The sequence below is a fragment of the Thauera sp. 63 genome (genome assembly GCF_000310165.2).
Lineage (GTDB): Bacteria > Pseudomonadota > Gammaproteobacteria > Burkholderiales > Rhodocyclaceae > Thauera > Thauera humireducens.
In genome coordinates this window covers 1-25,477 of record NZ_AMXC01000040.1, presented here as the reverse complement: position 1 = coordinate 25,477, position 25,477 = coordinate 1, and the positions used below count along the sequence as shown (strand labels likewise).

At 66.5% G+C, this 25,477-nt stretch carries 31 protein-coding genes; 12 read left to right on the top strand and 19 right to left on the bottom strand.

What is annotated here, in order from left to right:
- Positions 1-424, top strand: a 424-nt coding sequence (locus tag C664_RS18275; protein ID WP_004291970.1) for an SIS domain-containing protein, incomplete at its 5' end; no start/stop codon positions are given.
- Positions 424-1,089: a BON domain-containing protein gene (locus C664_RS18270; RefSeq protein WP_004291968.1), complete on the top strand. Its 666-nt coding sequence runs from the start codon at positions 424-426 to the stop codon at positions 1,087-1,089. The genes C664_RS18275 and C664_RS18270, both read left to right, overlap by 1 nt.
- A 6-nt stretch (positions 1,090-1,095) precedes the next feature.
- Here C664_RS18270 and mpl read toward each other — a convergent pair whose 3' ends face one another.
- On the bottom strand, positions 1,096-2,448 hold the full coding sequence (mpl, locus tag C664_RS18265) for a UDP-N-acetylmuramate:L-alanyl-gamma-D-glutamyl-meso-diaminopimelate ligase (protein WP_004291966.1): 1,353 nt from the start codon (positions 2,446-2,448) through the stop codon (positions 1,096-1,098).
- 143 nt (positions 2,449-2,591) lie between these two features.
- Here mpl and C664_RS18260 point away from each other — a divergent pair, with 143 nt between their 5' ends.
- From C664_RS18260 to C664_RS18235, 6 genes are all read left to right on the top strand, one after another.
- Positions 2,592-3,140 (top strand): hypothetical protein, encoded by a 549-nt coding sequence (locus C664_RS18260; protein ID WP_232435135.1) that lies wholly within the window; start codon positions 2,592-2,594, stop codon positions 3,138-3,140.
- 11 nt (positions 3,141-3,151) lie between these two features.
- Positions 3,152-3,703, top strand: coding sequence for a TlpA family protein disulfide reductase (locus C664_RS18255; protein WP_004291963.1), 552 nt, complete (start codon positions 3,152-3,154; stop codon positions 3,701-3,703).
- A gap of 348 nt (positions 3,704-4,051) precedes the next feature.
- The gene (gene accB / locus C664_RS18250; protein ID WP_004291962.1) at positions 4,052-4,507 is read left to right on the top strand and encodes an acetyl-CoA carboxylase biotin carboxyl carrier protein; all 456 of its coding nucleotides are present in this window, start codon (positions 4,052-4,054) and stop codon (positions 4,505-4,507) included.
- A 7-nt stretch (positions 4,508-4,514) separates the two neighbouring features.
- Entirely contained in the window at positions 4,515-5,873 is a 1,359-nt protein-coding gene (gene accC / locus C664_RS18245; protein WP_004291961.1) for an acetyl-CoA carboxylase biotin carboxylase subunit, read from the top strand.
- A 6-nt stretch (positions 5,874-5,879) separates the two neighbouring features.
- Positions 5,880-6,782, top strand: a complete 903-nt coding sequence (prmA, locus tag C664_RS18240; protein WP_004291960.1) for a 50S ribosomal protein L11 methyltransferase — start codon at positions 5,880-5,882, stop codon at positions 6,780-6,782.
- Positions 6,779-7,951 (top strand): DUF3426 domain-containing protein, encoded by a 1,173-nt coding sequence (locus C664_RS18235; RefSeq protein ID WP_004291959.1) that lies wholly within the window; start codon positions 6,779-6,781, stop codon positions 7,949-7,951. The genes prmA and C664_RS18235 overlap by 4 nt, the downstream gene beginning before the upstream one ends.
- A gap of 32 nt (positions 7,952-7,983) precedes the next feature.
- On the opposite strand, the gene C664_RS18230 is transcribed toward C664_RS18235, so the two are convergent.
- The 3 genes from C664_RS18230 to C664_RS18220 all read right to left on the bottom strand — a co-directional run bounded on the left by C664_RS18230 (position 7,984) and on the right by C664_RS18220 (position 9,936).
- Positions 7,984-8,457: a glycine zipper 2TM domain-containing protein gene (locus C664_RS18230; protein ID WP_004291958.1), complete on the bottom strand. Its 474-nt coding sequence runs from the start codon at positions 8,455-8,457 to the stop codon at positions 7,984-7,986.
- A complete protein-coding gene (locus C664_RS18225) occupies positions 8,451-9,386 on the bottom strand; it encodes a carbohydrate kinase family protein (RefSeq protein WP_004291957.1) in 936 nt (311 codons plus the stop codon). Before C664_RS18225 ends, C664_RS18230 begins: the two co-directional genes overlap by 7 nt.
- A 133-nt stretch (positions 9,387-9,519) precedes the next feature.
- Positions 9,520-9,936: an HIT family protein gene (locus C664_RS18220; RefSeq protein ID WP_004291956.1), complete on the bottom strand. Its 417-nt coding sequence runs from the start codon at positions 9,934-9,936 to the stop codon at positions 9,520-9,522.
- Positions 9,937-10,048: 112 nt separating this feature from the next.
- Between C664_RS18220 and C664_RS18215 the strand changes: the two genes are divergently transcribed.
- Positions 10,049-10,810, top strand: coding sequence for a GNAT family N-acetyltransferase (locus C664_RS18215; RefSeq protein ID WP_004291955.1), 762 nt, complete (start codon positions 10,049-10,051; stop codon positions 10,808-10,810).
- Between the two features lie 107 nt (positions 10,811-10,917).
- Positions 10,918-11,661, top strand: coding sequence for a lysophospholipid acyltransferase family protein (locus C664_RS18210; RefSeq protein ID WP_004291954.1), 744 nt, complete (start codon positions 10,918-10,920; stop codon positions 11,659-11,661).
- Between the two features lie 90 nt (positions 11,662-11,751).
- Here the strand turns inward: C664_RS18210 and C664_RS18205 are convergent, their stop codons facing one another.
- Positions 11,752-12,549, bottom strand: a complete 798-nt coding sequence (locus tag C664_RS18205) for a symmetrical bis(5'-nucleosyl)-tetraphosphatase (protein WP_038012382.1) — start codon at positions 12,547-12,549, stop codon at positions 11,752-11,754.
- Positions 12,550-12,772: 223 nt separating this feature from the next.
- The gene (locus C664_RS18200) at positions 12,773-13,801 is read right to left on the bottom strand and encodes a porin (protein WP_004291952.1); all 1,029 of its coding nucleotides are present in this window, start codon (positions 13,799-13,801) and stop codon (positions 12,773-12,775) included.
- 367 nt (positions 13,802-14,168) lie between these two features.
- On the opposite strand from C664_RS18200, the gene rpoH reads away from it, so the two are divergent.
- A complete protein-coding gene (gene rpoH, locus C664_RS18195) occupies positions 14,169-15,020 on the top strand; it encodes an RNA polymerase sigma factor RpoH (RefSeq protein ID WP_004291951.1) in 852 nt (283 codons plus the stop codon).
- Between the two features lie 101 nt (positions 15,021-15,121).
- Here the strand turns inward: rpoH and C664_RS18190 are convergent, their stop codons facing one another.
- The 5 genes from C664_RS18190 to C664_RS18170 form a co-directional block, all read right to left on the bottom strand.
- Complete coding sequence (locus C664_RS18190) at positions 15,122-15,739, bottom strand: SCO family protein (protein ID WP_004291950.1); 618 nt, start codon at positions 15,737-15,739, stop codon at positions 15,122-15,124.
- Between the two features lie 98 nt (positions 15,740-15,837).
- On the bottom strand, positions 15,838-16,734 hold the full coding sequence (cyoE, locus tag C664_RS18185) for a heme o synthase (RefSeq protein WP_004291949.1): 897 nt from the start codon (positions 16,732-16,734) through the stop codon (positions 15,838-15,840).
- Entirely contained in the window at positions 16,731-17,816 is a 1,086-nt protein-coding gene (locus C664_RS18180) for a COX15/CtaA family protein (protein ID WP_004291948.1), read from the bottom strand. The genes cyoE and C664_RS18180 overlap by 4 nt, the downstream gene beginning before the upstream one ends.
- Positions 17,813-18,469, bottom strand: coding sequence for a hypothetical protein (locus tag C664_RS18175; RefSeq protein ID WP_004291947.1), 657 nt, complete (start codon positions 18,467-18,469; stop codon positions 17,813-17,815). Before C664_RS18175 ends, C664_RS18180 begins: the two co-directional genes overlap by 4 nt.
- Entirely contained in the window at positions 18,435-19,337 is a 903-nt protein-coding gene (locus C664_RS18170; protein WP_004291946.1) for an SURF1 family protein, read from the bottom strand. Before C664_RS18170 ends, C664_RS18175 begins: the two co-directional genes overlap by 35 nt.
- A gap of 72 nt (positions 19,338-19,409) precedes the next feature.
- On the opposite strand from C664_RS18170, the gene C664_RS18165 reads away from it, so the two are divergent.
- Positions 19,410-19,610 carry a DUF2909 domain-containing protein gene (locus tag C664_RS18165; RefSeq protein WP_004291945.1) on the top strand — a complete coding sequence of 67 codons (201 nt, stop codon included), beginning with the start codon at positions 19,410-19,412 and terminating at the stop codon, positions 19,608-19,610.
- A 32-nt stretch (positions 19,611-19,642) separates the two neighbouring features.
- Here C664_RS18165 and C664_RS18160 read toward each other — a convergent pair whose 3' ends face one another.
- The 8 genes from C664_RS18160 to C664_RS18125 form a co-directional block, all read right to left on the bottom strand.
- Positions 19,643-20,518 carry a cytochrome c oxidase subunit 3 gene (locus C664_RS18160; protein WP_004291944.1) on the bottom strand — a complete coding sequence of 292 codons (876 nt, stop codon included), beginning with the start codon at positions 20,516-20,518 and terminating at the stop codon, positions 19,643-19,645.
- 48 nt (positions 20,519-20,566) lie between these two features.
- The gene (locus C664_RS18155) at positions 20,567-20,773 is read right to left on the bottom strand and encodes a DUF2970 domain-containing protein (RefSeq protein WP_004291943.1); all 207 of its coding nucleotides are present in this window, start codon (positions 20,771-20,773) and stop codon (positions 20,567-20,569) included.
- On the bottom strand, positions 20,770-21,366 hold the full coding sequence (locus tag C664_RS18150) for a cytochrome c oxidase assembly protein (RefSeq protein ID WP_004291942.1): 597 nt from the start codon (positions 21,364-21,366) through the stop codon (positions 20,770-20,772). The genes C664_RS18155 and C664_RS18150 overlap by 4 nt, the downstream gene beginning before the upstream one ends.
- Positions 21,363-21,479 carry a cytochrome oxidase small assembly protein gene (locus tag C664_RS21080; protein ID WP_232435132.1) on the bottom strand — a complete coding sequence of 39 codons (117 nt, stop codon included), beginning with the start codon at positions 21,477-21,479 and terminating at the stop codon, positions 21,363-21,365. Before C664_RS21080 ends, C664_RS18150 begins: the two co-directional genes overlap by 4 nt.
- A 126-nt stretch (positions 21,480-21,605) precedes the next feature.
- Positions 21,606-23,183, bottom strand: coding sequence for a cytochrome c oxidase subunit I (ctaD, locus tag C664_RS18140; RefSeq protein ID WP_004291941.1), 1,578 nt, complete (start codon positions 23,181-23,183; stop codon positions 21,606-21,608).
- A 92-nt stretch (positions 23,184-23,275) separates the two neighbouring features.
- A complete protein-coding gene (gene coxB / locus C664_RS18135; protein ID WP_004291940.1) occupies positions 23,276-24,091 on the bottom strand; it encodes a cytochrome c oxidase subunit II in 816 nt (271 codons plus the stop codon).
- Between the two features lie 247 nt (positions 24,092-24,338).
- The gene (locus C664_RS18130) at positions 24,339-24,785 is read right to left on the bottom strand and encodes a nuclear transport factor 2 family protein (RefSeq protein WP_004291939.1); all 447 of its coding nucleotides are present in this window, start codon (positions 24,783-24,785) and stop codon (positions 24,339-24,341) included.
- A gap of 8 nt (positions 24,786-24,793) precedes the next feature.
- A partial coding sequence (locus C664_RS18125) for an SDR family NAD(P)-dependent oxidoreductase (protein WP_038012378.1) occupies positions 24,794-25,477 on the bottom strand: 684 nt, incomplete at its 5' end.

The following is a 25,477-nucleotide window of genomic DNA, read 5'->3' as shown; positions in this document are numbered from 1 at the left end:
CGCCCGCCGTTTCGCAGCGCAGCTGGTCAATGGCTTCGAGCTCGAACGCCCCTCGCTGGCTGCCTTCGCCCTGAGCGCCGACGCCTCCACGCTGGCCCCGATCGCCGGCGACCCCAGTCCGGCAGCCCTTTTCTCGCGCCAGATCCTTGCACTCGGCCAGCCTGGCGACGTTCTCCTCACCTTGTCGACCAGCGGCGACTCCTCGCGCATCGTCGATGCGATCCAGGCCGCGCAGGAACGCGACATGCGCATCATCGCGCTGACCGGCATCGAAGGCGGCACGGTGGCCGAACTTCTCGGCCCCGAAGACATCCATCTGTGCGCCCCCGCCGATCGCACGGCCCGCATTCAGGAACTGCATTTGCTCATCCTGCACTGCCTGTGCGACGGTATCGACTGTTTACTACTCGGAGTGGAAGACTGATGCCCAACGCCCCTCACACCGCCAGCTGTTCCGCACAGCCCCTTCAGGGCCGGCGCCGCCTCGTCCTCGGCCTGCTCGCCGCAGGCAGCCTGCCCCTGCTGCAGGGCTGCTTTCCTGTCGTCGCCACCGGCGTCGGCGCCGGCGCCGCCATGATCTCCGACCGGCGCACGAGCGGGGCCTATGTTGAAGATGAAGGGATCGAATGGAAGGTCGCCAGCCGCATCCGCGAACGTTTCGGCGACAGCGCCCACATCAACGTCACGTCCTACAACCGCAACGTCCTGCTGACCGGCGAGGCGCCGAACGAAACCGTTCGCGGCGAGCTCGAACGCATCGTTGCCGGGGTCGAGCACGTGCGCGGCGTCATCAACGAAGTCGTGGTTGGCCCCAACTCGTCGCTGACCGCACGCGGCAACGACGCGCTGATCACCTCGAACGTCAAGGCCCGCTTCGTGGACGCTCAGCGGTTCTCGCCCCACAACGTCAAGGTCGTGACCGAAGCCAATGTCGTCTTCCTGCTCGGCATCGTCACTCGCGCCGAAGCGGACGCCGCCGCCGAAGTCGCACGCACCAGCAAGGCCGTGCGCAAGGTGGTGCGCGTGTTCGAATACATCAGCGACGAAGAGGCGCGCCGCCTCGACAACCCGACCGGCGCGCGCAAGTAAGGGGCGTCAGCCGGCGGCGGCAAGCGCATCGAGCAGCTTCTGATGCACGCCGCCGAAACCGCCATTGCTCATCACCAGCACATGATCGCCCGGCTGCGCCACAGCGGCCACGTCAGCCACCAGCCGCTCCAGCGCCTCATAGGTGCGGGCGCGCTCGCCGAGCGGCGACAGCGCCTCGGCCGCATCCCAGCCCAGATTGTTCGCGTAGCAATACACCCGGTCGGCTTCCGCCAGACTGCCGGGTAGTTGCGCCTTCATCACACCGAGCTTCATCGTGTTCGAGCGCGGTTCGAGCACGGCCAGGATGCGCCCCTGGGGCTCGCGCCGGCGCAAGCCCCCGACCGTCAGCGCGATCGCCGTCGGATGATGAGCGAAATCGTCATAGACCCGCACCCCGTTCTCGACGCCGCGCAGCTCCAGCCTGCGCTTGATGCCCTTGAAGCGCGCGAGGCTGGCGATGGCCTGCGCCGGCGTCACCCCCGCATGGCGCGCCGCCGCGATTGCCGCCAGGGCGTTCTCGCGGTTGTGGCTACCCGCGAGCGGCATGATGGCCCGCCCCAGCTCCACGCCACCCAGGCAGAACACAACCTCGGCCTCGGACGCACCCGTCGCAACCGTCCATTGCGCCGGCTCGTTGAACCACTCCAGCTCCGACCAGCAGCCTCGCTCGATCACGCGCTTCAGGCTGTCCTCGCGTGCGTTGGCGATCACCCGCCCCATTGCGGGAATCGTCCGCACGAGATGATGGAACTGGGTCTCGATGGCGCCCAGGTCGGCAAAGATGTCGGCATGATCGAACTCGAGGTTGTTGAGGATTGCCGTGCGCGGACGGTAATGGACGAACTTCGAGCGCTTGTCGCAGAAGGCGGTGTCGTACTCGTCGGCTTCGATGACGAAGAAGGGCGACTCGGTCAGGCGCGCCGACACGCCGAAGTTCTGCGGCACACCGCCAACCAGGAAGCCCGGATTCAGCCCGGCATCCTCCAGCATCCACGCCAGCAGCGAGGTCGTCGTGGTCTTGCCGTGCGTGCCCGCCACCGCCAGCACCCAGCGCCCGGCCAGCACGTGCTCGGCCAGCCATTGCGGTCCCGAAACATAAGGCAGGCCTCGATCGAGGATCGCCTCGAGCAAGGGGTTGCCACGCGACACGGCATTGCCGACGACGAACATGTCGGGCGCAAGGTCGAGCTGCGAGGGATCGTAGCCTTCGATCAGCCGAATGCCCTGCTCCTCGAGCTGGGTGCTCATCGGCGGATAGACGTTGGCATCGCAACCCGTGACGGTGTGCCCTGCCGCGCGCGCAAGCAGCGCCACGCCGCCCATGAAGGTGCCGCAGATGCCGAGGATGTGGATGTGCATGGGGGAGAAGCTCCGAGAGGCCGTCATCCGGATGAAACCGGGCCGTGTAGAATTGGCCGGCATTCTACCCGACCCCCATCATGCACTCACACGCCCCCCACAGCGGCACCCTGCGGCGCGAGATCGCCGCCCTGGCTGCCCGCATGATGGCCGAAGACGGCATCAGCGACTTCGGCTTCGCAAAACGCAAGGCGGCCAAGCAACTGGGCGCAACCGACTCCGACGCCCTGCCGAACAACGCCGAGATCGAGGCCGAGCTGCGCGCCTGGCAGGCCTTGTATCAGGACGAGGAGCAACCCGAGCGCCTGTACGAGATGCGCAGTGCCGCGGTCGAAGTCATGCGCCTGCTGGCCGATTTCCGCCCCTATCTGACGGGCGGCGCACTCGACGGCACGGCGGGCCGCTATTCGGAACTGGAAATCGAGCTCTATCCCGAGAGTGCCAAGGAGGTGGAGATCTTCTTCCTCAACCAGGATTTCCACTACGAACATCGCGAACCCCGGCGACCGGCCCCCAACACGCCCGAGGCCATCCTGACTTTCGACTGGGACGATGTGCCGGTTCGGCTGTCGATCTATCCGGCGGGCGCCGAGCGCAGCGGCCGTCGCCAGGAGCGTGCGCGCCTGGCGCAAGTTGAAGCCCTGCTCGCCAGCTCGAGCCTGGACGAGCAAGCCGCCCCCTCCGGCGACTGAAGGACACCCCAATGAGCCGCAGCCTGCAAACCGCACTCATCCTCATCGTCGCCCTGCTCGCAGGTGTCGGCGGCTATTTCGCCAATCGCGCCAGCCAGCCCGAGCCTGTCACGCCGCGCCGCGACATCTCCGCCGAGACGGTCAATGCCCTGCTCGCCATGAGCCTGCCCGACACCCACGGCCAGGCACAGGCGATCGAACAGTGGCGAGGCAAGGTCATCGTCGCCAACTTCTGGGCCACCTGGTGCCCACCATGCCGCAAGGAGATTCCCGACTTCGCCGCAGCCAGCCAGGCGCTTGCGGACCAGCCGGTACAGTTCGTCGGCATCAGCATCGACAGTCTGGAGAAAGTGCAGGCCTTCAACGACGAGTTCAAGGTCCCCTACCCCTTGCTCATCGCCGGCCCGGAAGCCCTTGCGCTGGCCGCCGGCTTCGGCAACGACGCCCGCGCCCTGCCCTTCACGGTCATCATTGATCGTGAAGGCAAAGCTCGCCATGTCAAGCTGGGCACCTTGAACCGGGACGAACTCGAGGGCAAAATCCGCGCACTGCTCGCACACTGAGGCTCTCTCCGCAAAAGCCGCAAGTGGACAAGTTGTCGGGATTTGCGGCAAACTTGCTGCCATGAAGCGTACATCACGCTGCCAAAAGACTGAATCGAGACGAGGCGAAAGCCGCATTTCGCCTTCTCATACCAGCGTTTTTGGCCATCGACCGAGCCTGGCAGTAAGCCACAACGGGGAATTTCACGTGGGCTTTTCGTTGCCTCCGGCCGCCGGAGCGGTCGTTTCCAGGACCCGCCGCGCACGATATCGCGCCGCTCCAACGCCCATTCGCGGCACCCAGACAATCAATCCACAACTGCCGTAGGCCGCCCCGACAGGCAAGGCCGTTCGGCACGGAGAACTAGCATGGATCTGCGCAAGCTGAAGAAACTCATCGACCTCGTCCAGGAATCGGGCATCTCCGAACTGGAAGTCACCGAGGGTGAGGAAAAGGTCCGCATCGCCAAGCATTTCGGCGGCGCAGCCGCGCCGGCAACCTACGTTGCCCACGTTCCGGCTGCCGCGCCTGCCGCAACGATGCCCGCAGCCGCCGCCGCAACCGAACCTGCAGCGGCAGCCTTGCCCGAAGGCAATATCGTCAAGTCGCCGATGGTCGGCACCTTCTACCGCGCCTCGGCGCCGGGCGCCAAGCCGATGGCTGACGTCGGCCAGAGCGTGTCGGTGGGCGACCGCCTGTGCATCATCGAAGCGATGAAGCTGATGAACGAGATCGAGTCCGAGTTCTCCGGCGTCGTGAAGGCGATCCTGGTCGAGAACGGCCAGCCGGTCGAGTACGGCCAGCCGCTCTTCGTCATCGGCTGATCGCGCCATGTTCGAGAAGATTCTCATCGCCAACCGCGGAGAGATCGCACTCCGCATCCTGCGCGCGTGCCGCGAGCTGGGCATCAAGACCGTCGCGGTGCACTCGGAGGCCGATACCGAGGCCAAATACGTGCGCCTGGCCGACGAGTCCGTATGCATCGGCCCCGCCTCCTCCACGCTCAGTTACCTGAATGTGCCGGCCATCATCTCGGCCGCGGAAGTGACCGACGCCGAAGCGATCCACCCCGGCTATGGCTTCCTGTCCGAGAACGCCGACTTCGCCGAGCGCGTCGAGCAATCGGGCTTCGTCTTCATCGGCCCGCGCCCTGACACGATCCGCCTGATGGGCGACAAAGTGTCGGCCAAGGACGCGATGAAGGCTGCCGGCGTGCCTTGCGTACCGGGCTCGGACGGCGCGCTGCCCGAGGACCCGAAGGAGATCGTCAAGATCGCCCGCGCCATCGGTTACCCGGTGATCATCAAGGCGGCGGGCGGCGGCGGCGGGCGCGGCATGCGCGTGGTGCACACCGAGGCCGCGCTGCTCAACGCCGTCACCACCACCCGCGCCGAAGCCCAGGCGGCATTCGGCAACCCCGTGGTGTACATGGAAAAGTTCCTCGAGAACCCACGCCACGTCGAGATCCAGGTGCTGGCCGACCAGCACGGCAATGCCGTCTATCTGGGCGAGCGCGACTGCTCGATGCAGCGCCGCCACCAGAAGGTCATCGAGGAAGCGCCCGCGCCCGGCATTGATCGCAAGCTGATCGCCAAAGTCGGCGAGCGCTGCGCCGAAGCCTGCCGCAAGATCGGCTATCGCGGCGCAGGCACCTTCGAGTTCCTGTTCGAGAACGACGAGTTCTACTTCATCGAAATGAACACCCGTCTGCAGGTCGAGCACCCGGTGACCGAGTTCATCACCGGCGTCGACCTGGTGCAGGCGCAGGTGCGCGTCGCTGCCGGCGAGAAGCTGTGGTTCCGCCAGCGCGACATCGAGTTCCGCGGCCATGCCATCGAATGCCGCATCAATGCCGAGGACCCGTTCAAGTTCACGCCGTCGCCCGGCCGCATCAGCAACTGGCACACGCCCGGCGGCCCCGGCGTGCGGGTCGATTCGCACGTGTACAACGGCTACACCGTGCCGCCGCATTACGACTCGATGATCGGCAAGCTCATCACTTACGGCGACACCCGCGACCAGGCCATCCGTCGCATGCGCATCGCACTGTCGGAAATGATGGTCGAGGGCATCAAGACCAATGTCCCGCTGCACCAGACGCTGATGCTCGACCCGCGCTTCATCGAAGGCGGCACCAGCATCCACTACCTGGAGCACAAGCTGGCCGACCGCAACGAAGTGAAGGGCTGAGCACCGATGTGGATCTCGGTCACACTGCAGGCTGACGCGGCAAAGGCCGAAGCGCTGTCCGACGCCCTGATGGAGGCCGGCGCACTGTCGGTGTCCATCGAGGATGCCGACGCCGGCACCGAGGCGGAGACGCCCCAATTCGGCGAGCCCGGCCACCTGCCGACCGCGCTGTGGGACCACAGCCGCGTCATCGCGCTGGTGGACGGCGACACCGACGATGCCGCCCTCGCCGCCCTGCTCACCGAAGCGTCGAAGGCCGCTGGCTTCACCGTCGTGCCACCCTACACCACCGAACAGGTCGCCGAGCAGAACTGGGTGCAACTCACGCAAAGCCAGTTCGATCCGATCCGCATCACCGACCGGCTGTGGATAGTGCCGTCGTGGCACGAGGCGCCCGATCCGGCGGCGATCAACATCGAGCTCGACCCGGGCATGGCCTTCGGTACCGGCTCGCACCCGACCACCCGGCTGTGCCTCGAATGGCTGTGTGACAGCGTCACACCCGGCTGCAGCGTGCTCGACTACGGCTGCGGCTCGGGCATCCTTGCCATCGCGGCAGCCAAGCTGGGCGCGGGCGACGTCCTCGGCGTCGATATCGACGAGAAGGCAGTCGAGGCCGCACGTAACAACGCCGAACGCAACGCCACGACGATTCGCCTGCAGCACTCGGGCACGCCGGTCGGCGACACCTTCGATGTCGTGGTCGCCAACATCCTGACCAACCCCTTGTGCGTACTGGCTCCCGCTATTGCCGCGCGCGTTGCGCCGGGGGGCAAGGTGGCGCTGTCGGGCGTGCTCGAAACCCAGGCCGAGCAGGTCATCGAAGCCTGGGCGCCCTTCATCGCGCTGCAGGTCGGCGCCACGCACGAAGGCTGGATCCGACTCGAGGGGCAACGCCCCGTCGCATGATGCTGACCCGCTGCCCAGCCTGCCAGACGGTGTTCCGGCTCAGTCCGGAGCAGCTCAACGCACGTCGGGGCGAGGTTCGCTGCGGCCATTGCTTCCACCCCTTCAACGCTCGCGAACACGAGATCCGCCCACGCGAGGCTCTGGCTTCGCCGCGCTCGCCGCGCCTGACCTTTCCGGAAATCGAGACGGCGGCGCCGTCGCCAGCACCGGCACCGGCAGAACCGATCCGACCGCCAGTCGCGGATGAGCCCGTCCAGACGCAGCCGGCAAGCCTGACCGATCTCGATTTCGTGATTCCGGATTTCCCCGGCCTGACGCCACCGCGCGAGCGTTTCGATCCAGAACCGCTCGATACCGATGCCGATGCGTCCCGTGCGCAGCCTACGGCAACGTTGCCAGAGGTTCTTCGCAGCGGACGCAGGGCAGCACCCGCCGAGTCCGCGGGCCAAGGCGAACAGCCGTCGACCTCCGAAGCAAACCCGGCGGTCGAAGAAGCGCCCCCAGATGCGGCAGCGCTCTCTGCGGCGGATGTCCGCGCTGAACCCCTCTCGCCCGGAAACGAGGCCGAGATCGTAGCGCCCGAACCCGCCACGGCGCCCCCCGAGCCTGTCGTGCCGGCCGACATCAAGCCAGCCCACATCGACATCGCGCGGCTCGACGCACGGTACGGCCGCCCACCCAAGCCGGCCAGCGCCGCGGTGCGCACGCTGGAAGGTCTCACCGTCGGCCTGCTGGCCGGGCTATTGCTTGTACAGGGCACCTATCTGTATCGCACCGAGATCGCACGCGAACTGCCCGGCCTGCGCCCGATCCTGACGACCGCCTGCGCACAGCTGGGCTGCGACGTTCCTTATCCCCGCAATGCAGAGTCGATCGGGCTCGACGCCTCGGACCTGCAATCGGAACCGGGACGGCCGGGCAATTACGTCCTGCACGCCACGGTCAACAACCGCGCGGACTACGCACAGACCTGGCCCCATCTGGAATTGACGCTGACCGATGCGCGCGACATGCCGATCGCCCGCCGAACCCTCGCGCCGGAGGAATGGGTTCCGGTGGCGCAACGCGTCGAGGCGTTCGCAGGGCGGCGGGCGGTCAATGCCCGCATCCGCTTCGAAGCGCCTGATCTTGCACCAACGGGCTACCGGGTCTACGTCTTCTACCCCTGACCTTCTACCGGTAACGCCCGTCGTCTCGGCACTCAGCGCGTCACGCGCGTGGTGCCGGCGTCGCGCAGCACGCGCACACGCTCGCCAGGCCGGAAACCCTCGCCCTCGTCGGCCTGCACCACGGCCAGGAACTGGCCGTTATCCAGCCGAACGGTGACTTCAACCCCTTGCGTACGCGTCACGCCTTCCTCGACCGCAGCGCCGGCCACGCCACCCGCCACAGCCCCGATCACCGTCGCCACCGCCTGACCGCGGCCGCCGCCGATCGTGCTGCCGGCAATGCCGCCCACGGCCGCGCCTGCCACCGTACCCACCGGCGACTTGGTCCCCTCCAGCTGCACGCCGCGCACCGACTCGACGGTACCGAACTGCACCGTCATCGCGCGGCGCGCCTCGGTGCGCGAGTAAGTTCCACCACCCAGCCCCTGCGCACAACCGCCAAGGATCAGCAATGCAGCAAGCGCACCCGCCGTGGCCCGCAGCCTGGTCAATTTCAGATTCACCATAGATCCTCCCCGAAAGCCTGCCGATAGCGCGCCGCAATATCGTCGCGCGTCGGCTGGTGGTTTTGTCCGCCACGGCAGGCGATCTTGATCGCGCCCATCACCGCAGCCAAACGGCCCGCACGCAGCATGTCCCAGCCATTCGCGATGCCGTGAAGCAGGCCGGCCCGATACGCGTCGCCACAGCCCGTGGGATCGACGATCGCATCCGGTCTGGCAGCTGGGATGCTCAACACCTTACCGCGATGATGGATACGCGAACCTTCGCCACCCAAGGTCACGACAAAAGCATCCACCATCGCGGCGAGATCGGCCTCGCTGCGGCCGGTCTTCTCGCACATCAGGCGAGCCTCGTAGTCATTGACCGTGCAGTAGGTAGCCAGTTGCAGGCATTCGAGTAACTCTTCGCTACCGAGAATCGGCAGCGCCTGACCCGGATCGAACACGAAGGGCACGCCTGCCTCGGCAAAGCCCTTCGCATGGCGCAACATGCCATCGCGGCCGTCAGGCGACACGATACCCAGCTTCACGCCCTTCGCCTCGCGCACATCGTTAAGGTGCGAATGGAACATCGCGCCAGGGTGGAAGGCGGTGATCTGGTTGTCGTCGAGGTCCGTCGTGATGAAGGCCTGCGCGGTGAAGGTGCCCGGCACCTCGCGCACATGATCCTCGCGCAATCCCAGCTTCTGCAGGCGGTATCGATAGGGGGCGGCGTCTTCGCCCACGGTCGCCATGATCAGCGGATCGCTGCCCAGCAGTTTCAAGGAATAGGCAATGTTGCCGGCGCATCCACCGAACTCGCGGCGCAGATCCGGCACCAGGAAGGATACATTCAGGATGTGGATCTGCTCGGGCAGGATGTGATTCTTGAAGCGGTCGTGGAACACCATGATCGAGTCGTAGGCGACCGATCCGCAGACGAGGATGGACATAGGGCGGGCCCGCAGGGACGAATGAAAAAGGCCGCCATTATACGAGGCGGCCCTGCTGCCCTGTCCGGCAGACGGTCACGTTCGCGGCAGGATTGGCGACGCGACCGAGGCCGCTCGCCTGCCGGAAGCCATGTCAGTCCACGAGTCCTGCGCGCAGGCGCTCAGCCATCTCCTGCAGGGCCTCGCGCGACGGGTTCTTCACCGGCCACGCCAGCGCCATGCCGTCGTCCGTCCATCGCGGCAGCACGTGGATATGGAAGTGGAACACCGTCTGCGCGCCTGCGGGTTCGTTCGCCTGCAAAAGCGTCACGCCCTCGCAGCCGGTCACTTTCTTCACCGTCCGCGCCATTCGCGCCGCCGTGCGCAGCGCCGCGCCAGCCAGCGTGTCGTCGAGCGCGTAGATGTTGTCGCGATGCGGTTTCACCATCACCAGCATGTGGCCGGGATTCACCGACTGGATGTCCATGATCGCGAGCGTGTGCTCATCCTCATACACCTTCGATGCCGGCAGTTCGCCCTTCACGATGCGGCAGAACACGCAGTTGTCCATCCCCTCTCCTCGTCTGTCTGCGTTTCAGTCATCGCATCGTAACCATCGCGTCACCGCATCGCAACGCAGGCTTTCGAGAATGGCCCCAATTCCAACAGGACGGACAACAGCCATGCTCGAGAACCGCCAGCCCCGCCAGGACACCGCCGCCCGCAAGGGCCGCAACCTCCACGTCGGCCTCGCCACCTGCGAAACCGAGATCCTCGAAGCCCAGAAACTGCGCTATCGCGTATTCGCCGACGAGATGGGCGCACGCCTGCCGACCCGCACGCCAGGTGTCGACCGCGACATCTACGACCCCTTCTGCGAACACCTGATCGTGCGCGACGAGGACGCTGGCCGCATCGTCGGCACCTACCGCATCCTGTCTCCGTCCGCGGCGCGCAGGGTCGGCGGATACTACTCGGAGAACGAATTCGACCTCACCCGCCTCCAGCACCTCCGCCCGCGGCTGGTCGAGATCGGGCGCTCCTGCATCGATGCCGACTACCGCAGCGGCGCAGTGATCGCACTGCTGTGGGGCGGCCTCGCACGCTACATGCAGGAGAACGGCTACGACTATCTGGTCGGCTGCGCCTCGGTCAGCATGGCCGACGGCGGCCACGCCGCAGCCAGTCTGTATAATCGGCTGCGCGACAAGCACCTCGCACCGACCGAGTATCACGTGTTCCCGCGCTGCCCGCTGCCGATGAGCGCGCTTCGCAGCGACCTAGCCGCCGAACCGCCGCCGCTGATCAAGGGTTATCTGCGCGCCGGCGCCTGGATCTGCGGCGAACCCGCGTGGGACCCCGATTTCAACACCGCCGACCTGCCCATCCTGATGCCGATGACCAAGGTCGACGACCGCTACGCGCGACATTTCATGGGACGCTAGCCTTGATGAACGGACCGGAGACCGCAGTACTGGCGACATCAGCGCAGCCACTGTCGGCCACCCAAGCGACAAGCAGGCCGGAGGTGGGACGATCCACACCACGCCTGTTGCGTGGCTGGCGCTACCTGCGACTCGCCCTGCACCTGCTGCAGGGCGCGGCAACGCTGGTGCTGCTCTATCCCTTCTGTGCGAAGACAACGCAACTGACACTGCGCCAGCGCTGGTCGCAACGCGTGCTCGGCATCCTCGGCCTGCGCCTGCAACTGCAGGGCATGCAGATCGCACCGGGCGCAATGCTGGTCGCCAACCACATCTCGTGGGTGGACATCTTCGTCATCAACGCCGCTTCACCTTCGGCCTTTGTCAGCAAGGCCGAGGTGCGCGACTGGCCGCTCATCGGCTGGCTGGCTGCGCGTAATGACACCATCTTCCTGCGCCGCGGCAGCCGCGGGCATGCGCGCATCATCAATGCGGAGATCGCGGCGCTGCTCGATGCCGGCCGCAATGTGGCGATCTTCCCCGAGGGCACCACCACGGACGGCCGCCACGTGCTGCACTTTCATGCCGCACTGCTGCAGCCCGCGGTGGCCTGCGGCCACGCCGTGCAGCCGCTGGCGCTGAGCTATCGAAACATGGACGAAAGCTACAGCCGAGCGCCCGCCTACGATGGCGCGCTGAGCCTGGGCCAGTGTCTGGCCAACATCATCGCGACGCGGGGGCTCGTCGCGCGGGTCACGGTTTCCGCGCCCATCGAGACCAGCGACGGCATCGACCGCCGCCGCCTGGCCCAACAGGCGCGAATGGCCATCATGCAGGACATCGGCTGTACGGATGACGGCGAACGCGTCTGAAGGCGAGGCATACGCACCCTGAATGCGCACGCACCCTGAATACGCACCCTGAATACGCACGCGCCATGACGGGCGGCGCCTTACAGGCGCTCAGCCCGGCACCTGGAACACCTCGCCGTCCTCGATCCGCACCGCAGTGAGCTTGCCGCCCCACACGCAACCTGAATCGAGCGCGATCAGCCCCGGCTCGCGATAGAAACCCAGCGCCGACCAATGGCCGCACACGATCGTGTGCGTGCGATTCATCCGGTCCGGCACGCGGAACCACGGCAGCGTACCCGGCGGCGCCTGCTCGGGCGCCCCTTTCGCGCGCAGCGCCATGCGCCCATCGGGCGTGCAGAAACGCATCCGGGTGCAGGCGTTGACGATCACCCGCAGCCGGTCCCAGCCCTTGAGTCGCTCGTCCCAGCGCTCCGGCCGGTTGCCAGCCAGCTGCAGCAGAAAGGTCTTGGCCTTCGGCCCGGTCAGCGCCGCCGCCACCTCGTCGGAGAGCGCCTTCGCCTTCGTCACCGTCCAGCCGGGCAGCAAGCCCGCGTGCACCAGCACATGCTCGCCCTGGACCTGCACCAGCGGCCGGCACGCCAGCCAGTCCAGCAACTCGTCGCGATCCGGCGCCTCCAGCACCTGGTAAAGGGTGTCGTCGCTATCGCGCCGCGCATAGCCCGCCGCGACCATCAACAGATAGAGATCATGGTTGCCCAGCACGACATTCGCCGCCGGCCCCATGTCGCGCAGCAACCGCAGCACGCGCAGCGATTCCGGCCCCCGATTGACGAGATCGCCGACCACCCAGAGGCAGTCCTGAGTCGGGTCGAAGGCGATGCGCTCGAGCATACGGTCGAGTGGTGCGTAACAGCCCTGGATGTCGCCAATGGCGTAGCTTGGCATGCTGGGGAACGGGAGGGGTGCAAAGACCCGCACCGGGAACTGGAAAGAGAGCTGAATCTTACCGGCGTATTGCTGCGCTCGGGTTTCATCTGAGTTGCCGGCATCAAGACACGCTAGGCGGATGCTGCACGGTCCGTGAGCGCCAGCGATCGAGAACTCAGTAAAAAAACAAAACGGGAGCCGAAGCTCCCGTTTTGATCTTCAAACCTGTCCGGAAGACAGATTAGAAGGTGTGACGCACGCCGAGACCGAACTTGCTCTCGTAGCCTTCGCCAGCCAGCGAGTTCTCTTCGATGTCGTAGTCGCCGTACTGAGCGTACACCGTGGTGCGCTTCGACAGGCTGTGGTGGTAACCAATCGAGAAGCGATCGTTGTTGGAGTTATCCACATCGTCGATCTCTTGCTGACCATAGGCCAGCAGCACATTGCCAGCAGCCGAAACCGGAACGGTGGCAGCAACGAACCACTGCTTGACCTTGGCGTCGTCGCTACCGACTTCCAGCTTATCTTGGCCGTAAGCTGCGCTCAGCTTGACCATACCGAAGTCATATGCAGCACCCAGATCCCAAACCTTTTCGGTGGCATCGGCGGCATCAAGCTTGACCCGGTGGTAGTTGGCGCCAACAGTCAGAGGACCGTTGCTGTACACCGGCGAGATTGCCCAGATGTTTGCATCCAGATCATCGTCAGCCTGCTCGTTGTTCAGCGCGCTGGCGGTGTAAGCCGCGGTCACTTTCAGGCCCGAGAAGCTCGGCGAGATGTAAGCGACGGTGTTGTCCAGACGGGTGATGTTGGTGCCAGCGAGCAGCGCAGCGCCTTGGGTGTAGTTGGTGCTGAAACCGGTGATGGCCGAATCCAGGAAGGGGTCCAGGCTACCCAGGAAGGCGTTCTGCGGGGTGGTCAGGCGACCAGCAGCGACGGTACCGAAACCACCGCTCAGGAACAGGAAGGCATCACGGCGGGAGTTGCTGCCGGCGAAGTCCAGTTCTTCGTTCGTGTCGATGTTCAGGCGGGTCTGGAAGTCGAAACCGACCTTCAGGCCATTGCCCAGATCTTCGGTGCCCTTGAAGCCGATGAAGCTGGGCTGCAGCTGACCACTGTCGATACCGTTACGGCTCTCAGCGTCGCCCGAGTGCGAACCGGAGTAGGTGTAACCCATATCGATACGACCGTAGACGGTCACGTTCGACTGAGCGAAGGCCGGAGCGGCAGCAGCGGCGGCAACAGCCAGCGCGATCAGTTTCTTCTGCATGTGTTTCTCCTCAAATATGAAGTTGAGACCTTGGCATGTGCCTCGGCCCTACTCACCTCTCTGGCGAGAAGTTGGAGCGATTCTGCAAACCCGCCGCGCCCCTTGCAAGCCCGGCAGCGCTAAAACACCACATTCGGAGGATTGTTGTTGCAGTCGTGCAACAGATGACAACGCCAATGGCACCTGCCTGCGGGAATCGCAGCCGGCACCGTCGGGCGGGGTCGTACCCCTGACAATGGGATACCCGCATACCCGAACCCACGTACGATCGGGAGGGAGCGCCGTGGATCAAAGACGGAACTCGAGCCCGGCTTAGCACTCTAATGCCCCGAGTGCTAATATCTGAGCGCAAGGAGGACACAAGCCTATGTCTCAAGCCCTGACGTTCCCCGTTCCCGCCGCCGGCAGCCTGGATCAGTACATCCAGAGCGTGAATCGCATGCCGATGCTGAGCGAGCAGCAGGAGGTGGAACTGGCGACGCGGCTGCGCGATGACGGCGATGTCGATGCCGCCCGCCAGCTGGTCATGTCGCATCTGCGCGTGGTGGTTGCGGTCGCTCGTGGCTATCTGGGCTACGGCCTGCCGCATGCCGACCTGATCCAGGAAGGCAACATCGGCCTGATGAAGGCCGTGAAGCGCTTCGACCCGACGCGGGGTGTGCGTCTGGTTTCGTTCGCGATCCACTGGATCAAGGCCGAGATCCACGAGTACATCCTGAAGAACTGGCGGCTGGTGAAGATCGCGACCACCAAGGCGCAGCGCAAGCTGTTCTTCAACCTGCGGGGCATGAAGCAGGACAGCACGACGCTGAACCCGCTCGAAGTGAAGTCGATCGCCGCCCAACTGGGCGTGAAGCCGGAAGAAGTCGTCGAGATGGAAACCCGCCTCGGCGGTCGCGACATTCCGCTCGAGGGCGGCAACGACGACGACGACGAGCGCTTCGCGCCCATCGCCTACCTGCCCGACCCGCATGCCGAACCTTCGGAAGTGCTGGAGCAGACGCAGCTCGCCCACCTGCAGGACAGCGGCCTGCGCAACGCGCTGGCCAGCCTGGACGACCGCAGCCGCGCCATCGTCCAGCGCCGCTGGTTGAGCGAAGGCGACAGCGCCACGCTGCACGAACTGGCCGCCGAATACGGCGTGTCGGCCGAGCGCATCCGCCAGATCGAGGCCAAGGCCATGCAGAAGATGCGCGGGATGCTGGCGGCGGTCGCCTGACCCGACGGTCTCGCACCAAGCGGAAACGGCAACCGGTAGGTTGCCGTTTTACGATTACGCGGCCGCCGTGTTCATGCGGCCCTTGTCACGACCGGCCTGCGTCACTTCCCTGCCAGCAGCGCCTTGATGTCCGCCGCGATGACTGCGGGTTCCTCGGCATGTTTCACGTACAGGCGCAACCGGCCCTGCGGGTCGAACACGTAGGTGCCAGCCGAGTGGTCGATGGTGTAGTGCCCGGTCAGGTCGCCGCTCTTGCGGTAGAAGACGCGGAAATCCTTGGCCACCTCGGCGATCTTGTCGGGTGTGCCGTACAGGCCGAGGAAGCGCTTGTCGAACACCGGCACGTACTCGGCCAGCAACGCGGGCGTATCGCGCTCGGGATCGACGGTGATGAAGATCACCTGGACCTTGTCGCCATCCGGGCCAAGCTGCCGCATGACTTCGCTCATGCCCGCCAGCGCGGTGGGGCAGACGTCCGGGCACTGGGTGTAACCGAAGAAGATCGTCACCACCTTGCCCTTGAAGTCCGCGAGCGTGCGAGCCTGGCCGTGGTGGTCGGTGAGCTGCAGCGTCTTGCCGTACTCGGCGCCGGTGATGTCGGTGCTGCGGAAGATTGGCTCGGGCGGGGTGCAGGCTGCGAGCGTGGCGACTGCGAGTGCCATTGCCGCGGCACGGGCAAGGCGGGAAAGACAGGACATGCGGGAGAAGCGGAACGACATCGGGCACCTCATGCTGCCGGTTGAATCAACGCCCGATGATAGACGCTTGCGACGCGCGCAAACACCGCCTGCGTCAAGGCGCCGCAGTCACCCGCCGGTCACCACGGCAGGTAGTGGTCGACCAGCAGCGCCCCGAACAGCCCGAACAGATAGGCAATGGAAAAGCGGAAGGTGCGTCGTGCCAGCGCATCGCTGTAGTCGCGGTACAGCCGCCAGGCATAGCGGATGAACTGCAAGCCGAGCGCCACCGCCACGCCCAGATAGAGCGCGCCGCTCATGCGCGTGGCGAAGGGCAGCAGCGTGACGCCGAACAGGATCAGCGTGTACAGCAGCACCGACAGGCGGGTGAATTCGGCGCCGTGCGTGACCGGCAGCATCGGCAACCCGGCGCGCGCATAATCGGCGGTCCGGTACAGGGCCAGCGCCCAGAAGTGCGGCGGCGTCCAGGCGAAGATGATGAGGAACAGCAGCAGCGCGTCGGCGCTGACCTCGCCCGACACCGCGGCCCAGCCCAGCACAGGGGGCATGGCGCCGGAGGCGCCACCAATCACGATATTCTGTGGCGTGCGCGGTTTCAGCAGCACGGTATAGACGACCGCGTAGCCGACGAAGGTAGCGAGCGTCAGCCACATCGTCAGCGGATTGACCATCTGGTGCAGCAGCGTCAGGCCAGAGCCGCCGAGCACGCCGGCGAACAGCAGCACCTCGGGCGGCGACAGCTCGCCGCGCGGCAGCGGCCGGACCCGGGTGCGCGTCATGCGGGCATCGATCTGCTGTTCGATCAGGCAATTCATCGCTGCCGCCGCACCGGCGACGCAGGCGATGCCGACCGTCGCGGCGAACACCGTCATGGCGTCAGGCAAGCCTTCGGGCACGGCGAGGAACATGCCGATCACCGCGCAGAACACGATCAAGGTATTCACCCGCGGCTTGGTCAGCACGTAGAAGGCGCGCAGACGGCTGGTGCGGGCGGCATCCAAAGCGGCGATTTTCATGATCTCCCCTCCTCGATCGCCATCGTCAGCGGCGGAGTCGGCCGACGCTGCGGCGCGACGGATGGCTGTGCGCGCGGCGCCCCCAGCCGGAAATTGACCCACACCATCACAAACACCAGCAGGGCTGCGCCGGCGTTGTGCGCCGCGGCCAGCGGCAGGGGCAGCGACAGCAGCACGTTGGCGACACCCAGCCCGACCTGCAACGCCAAGGCCGCAAGCAGCGCGACGCCGACATCGAGGGTGGCGCGCCGCCGGCACAACGCGCCGCCGAGCAGCAACAGCGCGCCCCCCGCGACCAGCGCACCGATGCGGTGCGACCAGTGGATGGCGGTAAGTGCGGCGTTGGACAGCAGTTCGCCGTCGGCCGTCATGCCGAGTTCGCGCACGACGTGGAAGGCGTTGGCATAGTCGGCGTCCGGCGCGAAGCTGCCGTGACAGGTCGGAAAGTCGGTGCAGGCCAGCGCCGCGTAGTTGGTGCTGGTCCAGCCGCCGAGCGCGATCTGGGCGATCAGCAGGACGAAGGCCAGTCTGGCGCCCAACTGCAGACGGCGCGTCGACCGACCCGCATGAGATAACGATGTCATCGGCTGCACGGCACCCGAGGCGCGCAGCGCCAGCCAGGCCAGCAGCGCCAGCGTCGTCAGTCCGCCCAGCAGGTGTGCGGTGACGATGGCGGGCTTCAGCAGCAGGGTCACCGTCCATTTGCCGAGCAGCCCCTGGAAGATCACGACCCCGACCAGCGCCAAGGCCACACCCGGCGCGGCGCGTAGGTTGTCGCGCAATCGCCAGCCCAGCACCGCGAGCGCGATGATCAGCAGGCCCAAACTGGCAGCGAGGTAGCGGTGGATCATCTCCTTCCACGCCTTGGGCAGGCTGACCGGGCCGTCCGGCGCTGCGGCATGCACGTCGCGGATCACGTCGGCGGCATGCGCCGGCGTGAGCTTGCCATAGCAACCGGGCCAGTCCGGACAGCCGAGCCCGGCATCGGCCAAGCGCACGTAGGCGCCGAACACCACGACGACGAAGGTCAGCAGCAGCGCGCCCAGGGCCAGGCGCCGATACAGGCGCAGGCCCCGACTCACGGCCGCCCTCCCCGCCCCAGCGCCGAATACTTCAGCAGCCGTTGCAGATCCTTGGTCAGCGCGCGCGCCCCCACCGTCGTGTCGCCACTGTCGTCGAAGCGCATCATCACATTGCCCAGCGGATCGACGAGATGAATGGTGCCAGGCGCCCACTGCGGCAGGGTCGCGAGCCACGCCGCATCGGCACGGGCAATCCGCAGCTCGTCGGCCACCGACGCGCCCGGCAGACGATCGGCTGGCGGCTCCACACCATCGCTGACCAGCCACAGCCGGCCGACCCGCTCCATCTCCTTCGCCTGGGCGATACGCGCCTGGCGCGACACGTACAGCGCCCGCGCGCAGGCTGCATCGCAGGCGGCGGGCGCGGCCACCACCAGCGTCCAGCGACCCTCGAGTTCGCCTCGCGTCAGTACCGGCTGGCCCCCAAGCCCGGACAAGCCGCTCTGCGGCAAGGGCGTCAGCGAAAGCAATTCGCCGTTGTTCACCCGCCCCTGCGGCTGCCAGACGTAGAACATGAAGTAGGACGCCAGCACCGGCAGCACGCATACCAGCGCCAGCAGCAGCAAGGTACGGCGCGCCCGGCGTCGGCGCGCGGGCGGCGGCACGGGACCGAGGGGCTCAGTGCCCGGCGAAGCGAGGGTTCCGCTGCTCATGATCTCTCCGAGAAACAAGGTGCCAGACATATGCGAGGGTGAGCACGGCCGCGAGCGCCGCGAGCGCATACCACTGGAAGGCGTAGCCGCGATGACGCTCGATGCCGGCCGACGGCAACGGCCAGTCACGCACCAGGCCGTCATTCACGACTGTGGTCTGCAACACAATCCAGGGCGCGACACAGGGCGATGCTGCGGCGGCGCCCTGCGCAGGCAGCGCCGTGGCGCTTGCGCCTTCTGTCGCCGCCCCTTCGGTCATCGCACTGCCCACGCCGTCGGCCGCTGCCGTCACAGGGCAGCGCGCCAGCCCCAGGCCGGACGCCGCCGCCCATTGCGCCAGATCGAGCACCTGCACCACCTTGTCGCCACGCGACTGGTTCGCGCGCGCCAGGGTGAAGGGCGAGGCTTCAGGTCGGTGCAGCCGGCCCTCCAGCCGAACCGGTCCGCGCGCAACCGACACGTCCGGCACCGCGCGGCGGTCCGGCCCCACCGCGATCCAGCCGCGATTGACCACCACCACGCCCGAGCCGTCGGCAAGCTTTAGGGGCGTCAGCACGTGATAGCCGGCCTGCCCGGCATGGGTGCGGTTGTCCAGCAGGATCGTTGCCGCCGGCAGCCACTCGCCCTCGAGCAGCAGGCGCTGGCCCGGTCGCAACCCCGCTCCATCGGTGCCGGCCGCCAGCGGCGCCGTGGTCGTTGCACGCGCGGCAGGCCGCGCTTTCGCGTCGTCGAGCAGCGACTGCAACGCAGTCTTCTCCTGCGCGCGGCGCAGTTGCCAGTTGCCGAGCGACACCGTGAGGGTGACCACGAACACGCCCGCCAGCAGGGGCAGCAGCATCCGCAGGCGTCCCGGTGCCCGGCCGCTCACGAGCACGCCTCCTCCGTTTGGTGCGCCCCATCGACGCGGCTACACTGCAACGAAACCCCGGGGAGCACCGTCATGCGCATCGTCGTCATTGCCTTCCTGCTGATGATCGTGGCCAGCCTGGCCTCGGCGCTGTTCCTGCTGATGCGCGACCGCGACGCGGCAGGCGGCACCCGGGTCGCCCGCGCCCTGGCCATTCGCGTCGGCCTGTCGCTGACGCTCTTCGCCCTGCTGATGGCCGGCTTCGCTACCGGGCTCATCGAAGGCAGGCTGTAGGCACATGCGGCGGTCACGTCCCGTCTCCCCTTCTAGAGCCAGTACACGACGACGAACAGGATCAGCCACACCACATCCACGAAGTGCCAGTACCAGGCCGCGGCCTCGAAGCCGAAGTGGTGGTCCGGGGTGAAGTGGCCCGCCATCACACGGAACAGCATCACCGCCAGCATGATCGCGCCGATGGTGACGTGCAGGCCGTGGAAGCCGGTCAGCAGGAAGAAGGTGGAGCCGTAGATGCCACTGTCGAGGCGCAGGTTGAGGTCGGCGTAGGCATGCACGTACTCGTAGGCCTGCAGCGCGATGAAGATGGCGCCCAGCACGATGGTGGCCAGCAGGCCCAGCTTGAGCTGGCTGCGCTTGTTGCCGAGCAGACCGTAGTGCGCCCAGGTGAGCGTGACGCCGGAGGTCAGCAGGATCAGCGTGTTGATCGCGGGAATGCCCCACGCCCCCATCGGCGTGAAGGGGTCGACACCGCTCTGCGCATAGGGGCCGGACGTGGGCCAGGCGCCGGTGAAGCCCTGCCACAGCAGGGCCTCATTGTCGCCGGAAGCCAGCCAAGGCACCGACAGCACGCGGGCGTAGAACAGCGCGCCGAAGAAGGCCGCGAAGAACATTACCTCGGAGAAGATGAACCAGCCCATCGACCAGCGGAAGGACAGGTCCACCCGCCTGCCGTACTGGCCAGTCTGCGATTCGCGCACGACCTGGCCGAACCAGCCGAACAGCATGTAGATGAGGATGGCGACACCGGCGAAGAACAGCCACGGTCCGGAGCGCGCATCGTTGAGCCACAGCGCCGCACCGGCACCGAACAGGAGCAGCGCGATCGAGCCGAAGATCGGGTACCTGGAGGGCTCGGGCACGAAGTAGTGGTCGAACGAGCGGCTTGCTGTTGCATGACTCATGGCGTGTTCCCCCTGACCCTGACCTTGATCCTGACCTGCCCGGTGCCGCTAGGCGAGCACCACTTGCACCGCGATGACGATGAGGATGACGAAGGCCGCGCCAGCCAGCACGCCGGCCACGACCACCGCCAGCGGGTTGAGCGAGCCCGCGTCCTCCATGTAAGCCTGGCGCCGGCGCACGCCGAAGAAGGACCACAGCACGGCGCGCAAGGTCGGCCAGAAGCCGGCGCGGCGTGGCGTCCCGTGGGCGTTCATGAGGCGCCCTCCGCACGGACCGGTGACTGCAGCCCGGCGGTGTTGCGGCCCGGCAGCTCGAAGAAGGTGTAGGAGAGCGTGATCACCGTGACGTCTTCCGGCAGCGCGGGATCGACGACGAACACCACCGGCATCGTGCGCTGCTCGCCCGGCGCCAGCGTCTGTTGCTCGAAGCAGAAGCAATCCATCTTGTTGAAGTAGCGCCCTGCAAGCTGCGGTCCGTAGCTCGGCACCGCCTGTCCGGTCACCGGCACGTCGCGGGTGTTGGAGACTTCGTACTCGACCTGCACGAGTTGCCCCGGATGCACCTCGATCGAACGCTGCATGGGCCGGAAGCGCCACGGCAGGTGGTGCAGGTTGGCGTCGAACTGCACCAGGATGCGGCGACTGGTATCGACCTGCGTATTCGCAACGGCACGCGCGGCCTGCTCGGCTTCGGGCCGCAGGAAGTTGTTGATGCCGGTCACTTCGCAGATCTTTTCGTAGAAGGGCACGAGCAGGAAGCCGAAGCCGAACATCACCACGGCCGACACCGCCAGCCGCAGCAGCAGGCGGCGGTTCGCCGTGGCGAGGCGGCCGGGGTGCGTGCTCATTGCCCGAACACCTTGTACTTGAGGATGACGAAGACGAAGAAGGCGAACGCCACCGCGGCCAGCATCAGGCCGGTCCGACGGTTCGCTGCCCTGCGATCCTCGCTGCGCGTCATGTCATCTCCCTTCCTTGCGGCCCTGGTGGTGAGGCGGAGAGCAGAGCCTCCTTCTCCCGAGATCTCCACCCCTGCTCCCCGCTCACCCCTGAGACTCTTCACCCGCTCATCCTTCACCCTCTCCGCTCACTTCACCACCGGCGCTTCCTCGAAGGTGTGGTGCGGCGCCGGCGACGGCACGGTCCACTCCAGCCCTTCGGCACCTTCCCACGAACGCGCCGCGGCACGCTCGCCGCCGCGCACGCACTTGACCACCACCACCAGGAAGATCAGCTGCGACAGGCCGAAGCCGAAGGCCCCCACCGAGGCCAGGGCGTTGAAGTCGGCGAACTGCAGCGCATAGTCCGGGATGCGGCGCGGCATGCCGGCCAGGCCGAGGAAGTGCATCGGGAAGAAGGTGATGTTGAAGAACACGATCGAGCACCAGAAATGCAGCTTGCCGAGGAATTCGCTCGGCATGTGGCCGGTCCATTTCGGCAGCCAGTAATAGGCGCCGGCGAACAGTGCGAACAGCGAGCCGGCGACCAGCACGTAGTGGAAGTGCGCGACCACGTAGTAGGTGTCCTGCACCTGGATGTCGATCGGCGCGATGGCGCAGATCAGGCCGGTGAAGCCACCCATGGTGAATACGAAGATGAAGCCCGTGGCCCACAGCATCGGCGTCTCGAAGGTCATCGCGCCGCGCCACATCGTCGCCACCCAGTTGAACACCTTCACCCCGGTGGGCACGGCGATCAGCATGGTGGCGTACATGAAGAACAGCTGGCCGGCGGCCGGCATGCCGGTGGCGAACATGTGGTGCGCCCACACGGCGAAGGACAGGATGGCGATGGAGGCCGTCGCATAGACCATCGACGCATAGCCGAAGAGCGGCTTGCGCGCGAAGGTCGGGATGATCTGGCTGACGATGCCGAAGGCCGGGAGGATCATGATGTAGACCTCCGGGTGGCCGAAGAACCAGAAGATGTGCTGGTACATCACCGGGTCGCCACCGCCCGCGGCATTGAAGAAGCTGGTGCCGAAGTGGCGGTCGGTGAGGATCATCGTCACCGCGCCGGCCAGCACCGGCATCACCGCGATCAGCAGGTAGGCGGTGATCAGCCAGGTCCAGCAGAACAGGGGCATCTTCATCATGGTCATGCCCGGCGCGCGCATGTTGAGCACGGTAACGACGATGTTGATCGCGCCCATGATCGAGCTGATGCCCATGATGTGGATGGCGAAGATGGCGAGGTCCATGCCCATGCCCATCTGCACCGACAGCGGCGCGTACAGCGTCCACCCGGCGGCGGTGGCGCCACCCGGCACGAAGAAGGAGCCGATCAGCAGGATCGCGGCCGGCGGCAGCAGCCAGAAGCTCCAGTTGTTCATGCGCGCGAAGGCCATGTCGCTGGCGCCGATCATCAGCGGGATCATCCAGTTCGCGAAGCCGACGAAGGCCGGCATGATGGCGCCGAACACCATCACCAGGCCGTGCATGGTCGTGAGCTGGTTGAAGAACTCCGGCTGCACCACCTGCAGGCCGGGCTGGAACAGCTCGGCGCGGATCGTCAGCGCCATCACGCCCCCGGACAGGAACATGATGAAGCTGAAGATCATGTACATCGTGCCGATGTCTTTGTGGTTGGTCGTCGTGAGCCAGCGCATCAGGCCGGTCGGGCCGGGGTGATGCCCCTGGAGCTGATCATGTGTGACGGCGGCCATGCGGGGTCCTCCTGTCGAACAGCATTACAACGACGACTCAACAACGCGATTCACAAACGCGGCGACCCGGATGCCGCCGCGGCGATGCGGCCCTATTCGGCTGCCAGCGCCACCTTCTGCGCCTCGATCTGGCTCCTGACCCACTCGGCGTACTTCTCGGCCGACAGCACGTGCACCTCGATCGGCATGAAACCGTGGTCGCGGCCGCACAGTTCGGCGCAGTTGCCACGGTAGATGCCTTCCTTGTCGGCACGGAACCAGGTGTCGCGGATGAAGCCGGGAATGGCGTCCTGCTTGACGCCGAAGGCCGGCACCCACCAGGAGTGGATGACGTCGTTGGCGGTCAGCAGCACGCGCACCTTCTTGCCCACCGGCACCACCAGCGGCTTGTCGACCTCGAGCAGGTAGGCCTCGCCCTTGGGCGCGCCGCCCTCGATCTGCTCGCGCGGCGTCGACAGGCTGGACAGGAAGCGGATGCCCTCGCCTTCGCCCTGCAGGTAGTCGTAGCCCCACTTCCACTGGTAGCCGGTGGCCTTGATCGTCAGGTCGGGGTTGGAGGTGTCCTTCATCTCGATCACGGTCCGGGTCGCAGGCCAGGCCATGCCGAGCAGGATCAGGATGGGGATGACGGTCCAGGCGATCTCGACCGCGGTGTTCTCATGGAAATGGGCGGCGACGGCGCCCTTGGACTTGCGATGGTGGAACACCGCCCAGAACATCACGCCGAACACGCCGATGAAGATGAGCAGGCAGATCACCAGCATCAAGGTATGCATGTCGTTGATCTGCTCGGCAATGCCGGTCACCGGCGCCTGCAGGTTGTAGCGCGCGGGCGAGTCCTGCGCGAACGCAGGACCGGCAGGGCCGACAGCGGCGGATGCAGTCGCGAAGCGACGGGCACGTTCCATGACCACCCCCTACATCTTGTAGTTTTGGCAGGCGTGGTCGATGTTGCCATAGCGAAAAACACAGCCGCAACACGGTTTTTTGATAAAAATCAATATACTGCGGCGCAATATTTGCTAACGTCCGCATCGCGACTGCGCTTGGAGCCTGCGTTCGGGGTTTTCCCATGGTGGATATTTTTGCAGCGCCGCAATTGCGCGCGACGCGCGCGTCATCGGAGCCGATGCAATCGGGCTGCACTGCCCACGCTCAGTCGGTGGCCGACAGCCTGCGCCGCAGCCCCCGCATCACCGCACCGATCAGCGGCAAGTGGGCGTACAGCTCCTCGGCCGGGTCCCAGTAGTCGCGATGCAGGCCCACGCGCCCGTCGGCATCGAAGCTCAGGTGGCTGACCCCGCGCACCACGATCTCGCGCCCACGCAGGCGCAGATGAAAATCCCAGCCCAGCATGGCCTGATCGCCCTGCACGATGCGACTGGTGACGACGAAGCGCGGTGAGTCCGCGGTCACGAACATGTGTTCGAAGATGCGGCGGATCGCGGCGACGCCGATCACCTCGTTGAAGGGGTCCTTGAAATGCGCGTCGGCGGCGTAGAGGGCGCCAAGCCGGTTGAGCGAAGCCGGCGTCAGCGTCTGGTAGAAGTCGGCGAGCGCCTCAACGGCGTCTTCGATGACGGGGCGCGTCGGCTCGTTCATGCGCATGCTCAAAGCCCGGTCGCGCGCCGGATCAGGGCAAAGTACGCGCGCCGCGGCAGCCACTGCAGCAGCTTCAGCACCCGCGTGAAACGGCGCGGGAAGTGGATCTCGAAATCGCCCCGCCCGAAGCCGGCGACGATCGCCTGCGCCGCGTCCTCGGCGGAGATCAGCGCCGGCATGCGGAAGTCGTTCTGCGCGGTGAGCGGCGTGGCGACGAAGCCGGGATCGATCAGGAACACGCCCAGCCCCTTCGGCGCCAGGTCCAGGTACAGCGTTTCGGCAAAGTTGATCAGCGCGGCCTTGCTCGGCCCATACACCGTCGCCTTCGGCAGCCCGCCGTAGCCGGCGACGCTGCCCACCAGCGCGATCGCGCCGCTGCCCTGTCCCAGCAGATGCGGGATCACCGCGGCGGCCCCCGCCATGGTGCCGAACAGGTTGGTGTCGAGCGTCTCGCGGATCACCTCGGGCTGCAGCTCCCAGGCGCGCAGCGGGCGGTAGGTGCCGGCGTTGAACACCACCAGGTCGATACCGCCCCAGGCAATGACCAGCCGGTCGCGTACGCGCTCGAAGTCTTCCGGCCGGGTCACGTCCATCGGTTCGGCAAGCATGCCGGCGCCGCCGCTCGCGGCCAGAGCCTCGAGCCGCTCGCGGCTGCGGGCCGAGACCGCGACACGCGCACCACGCGCCGCCAG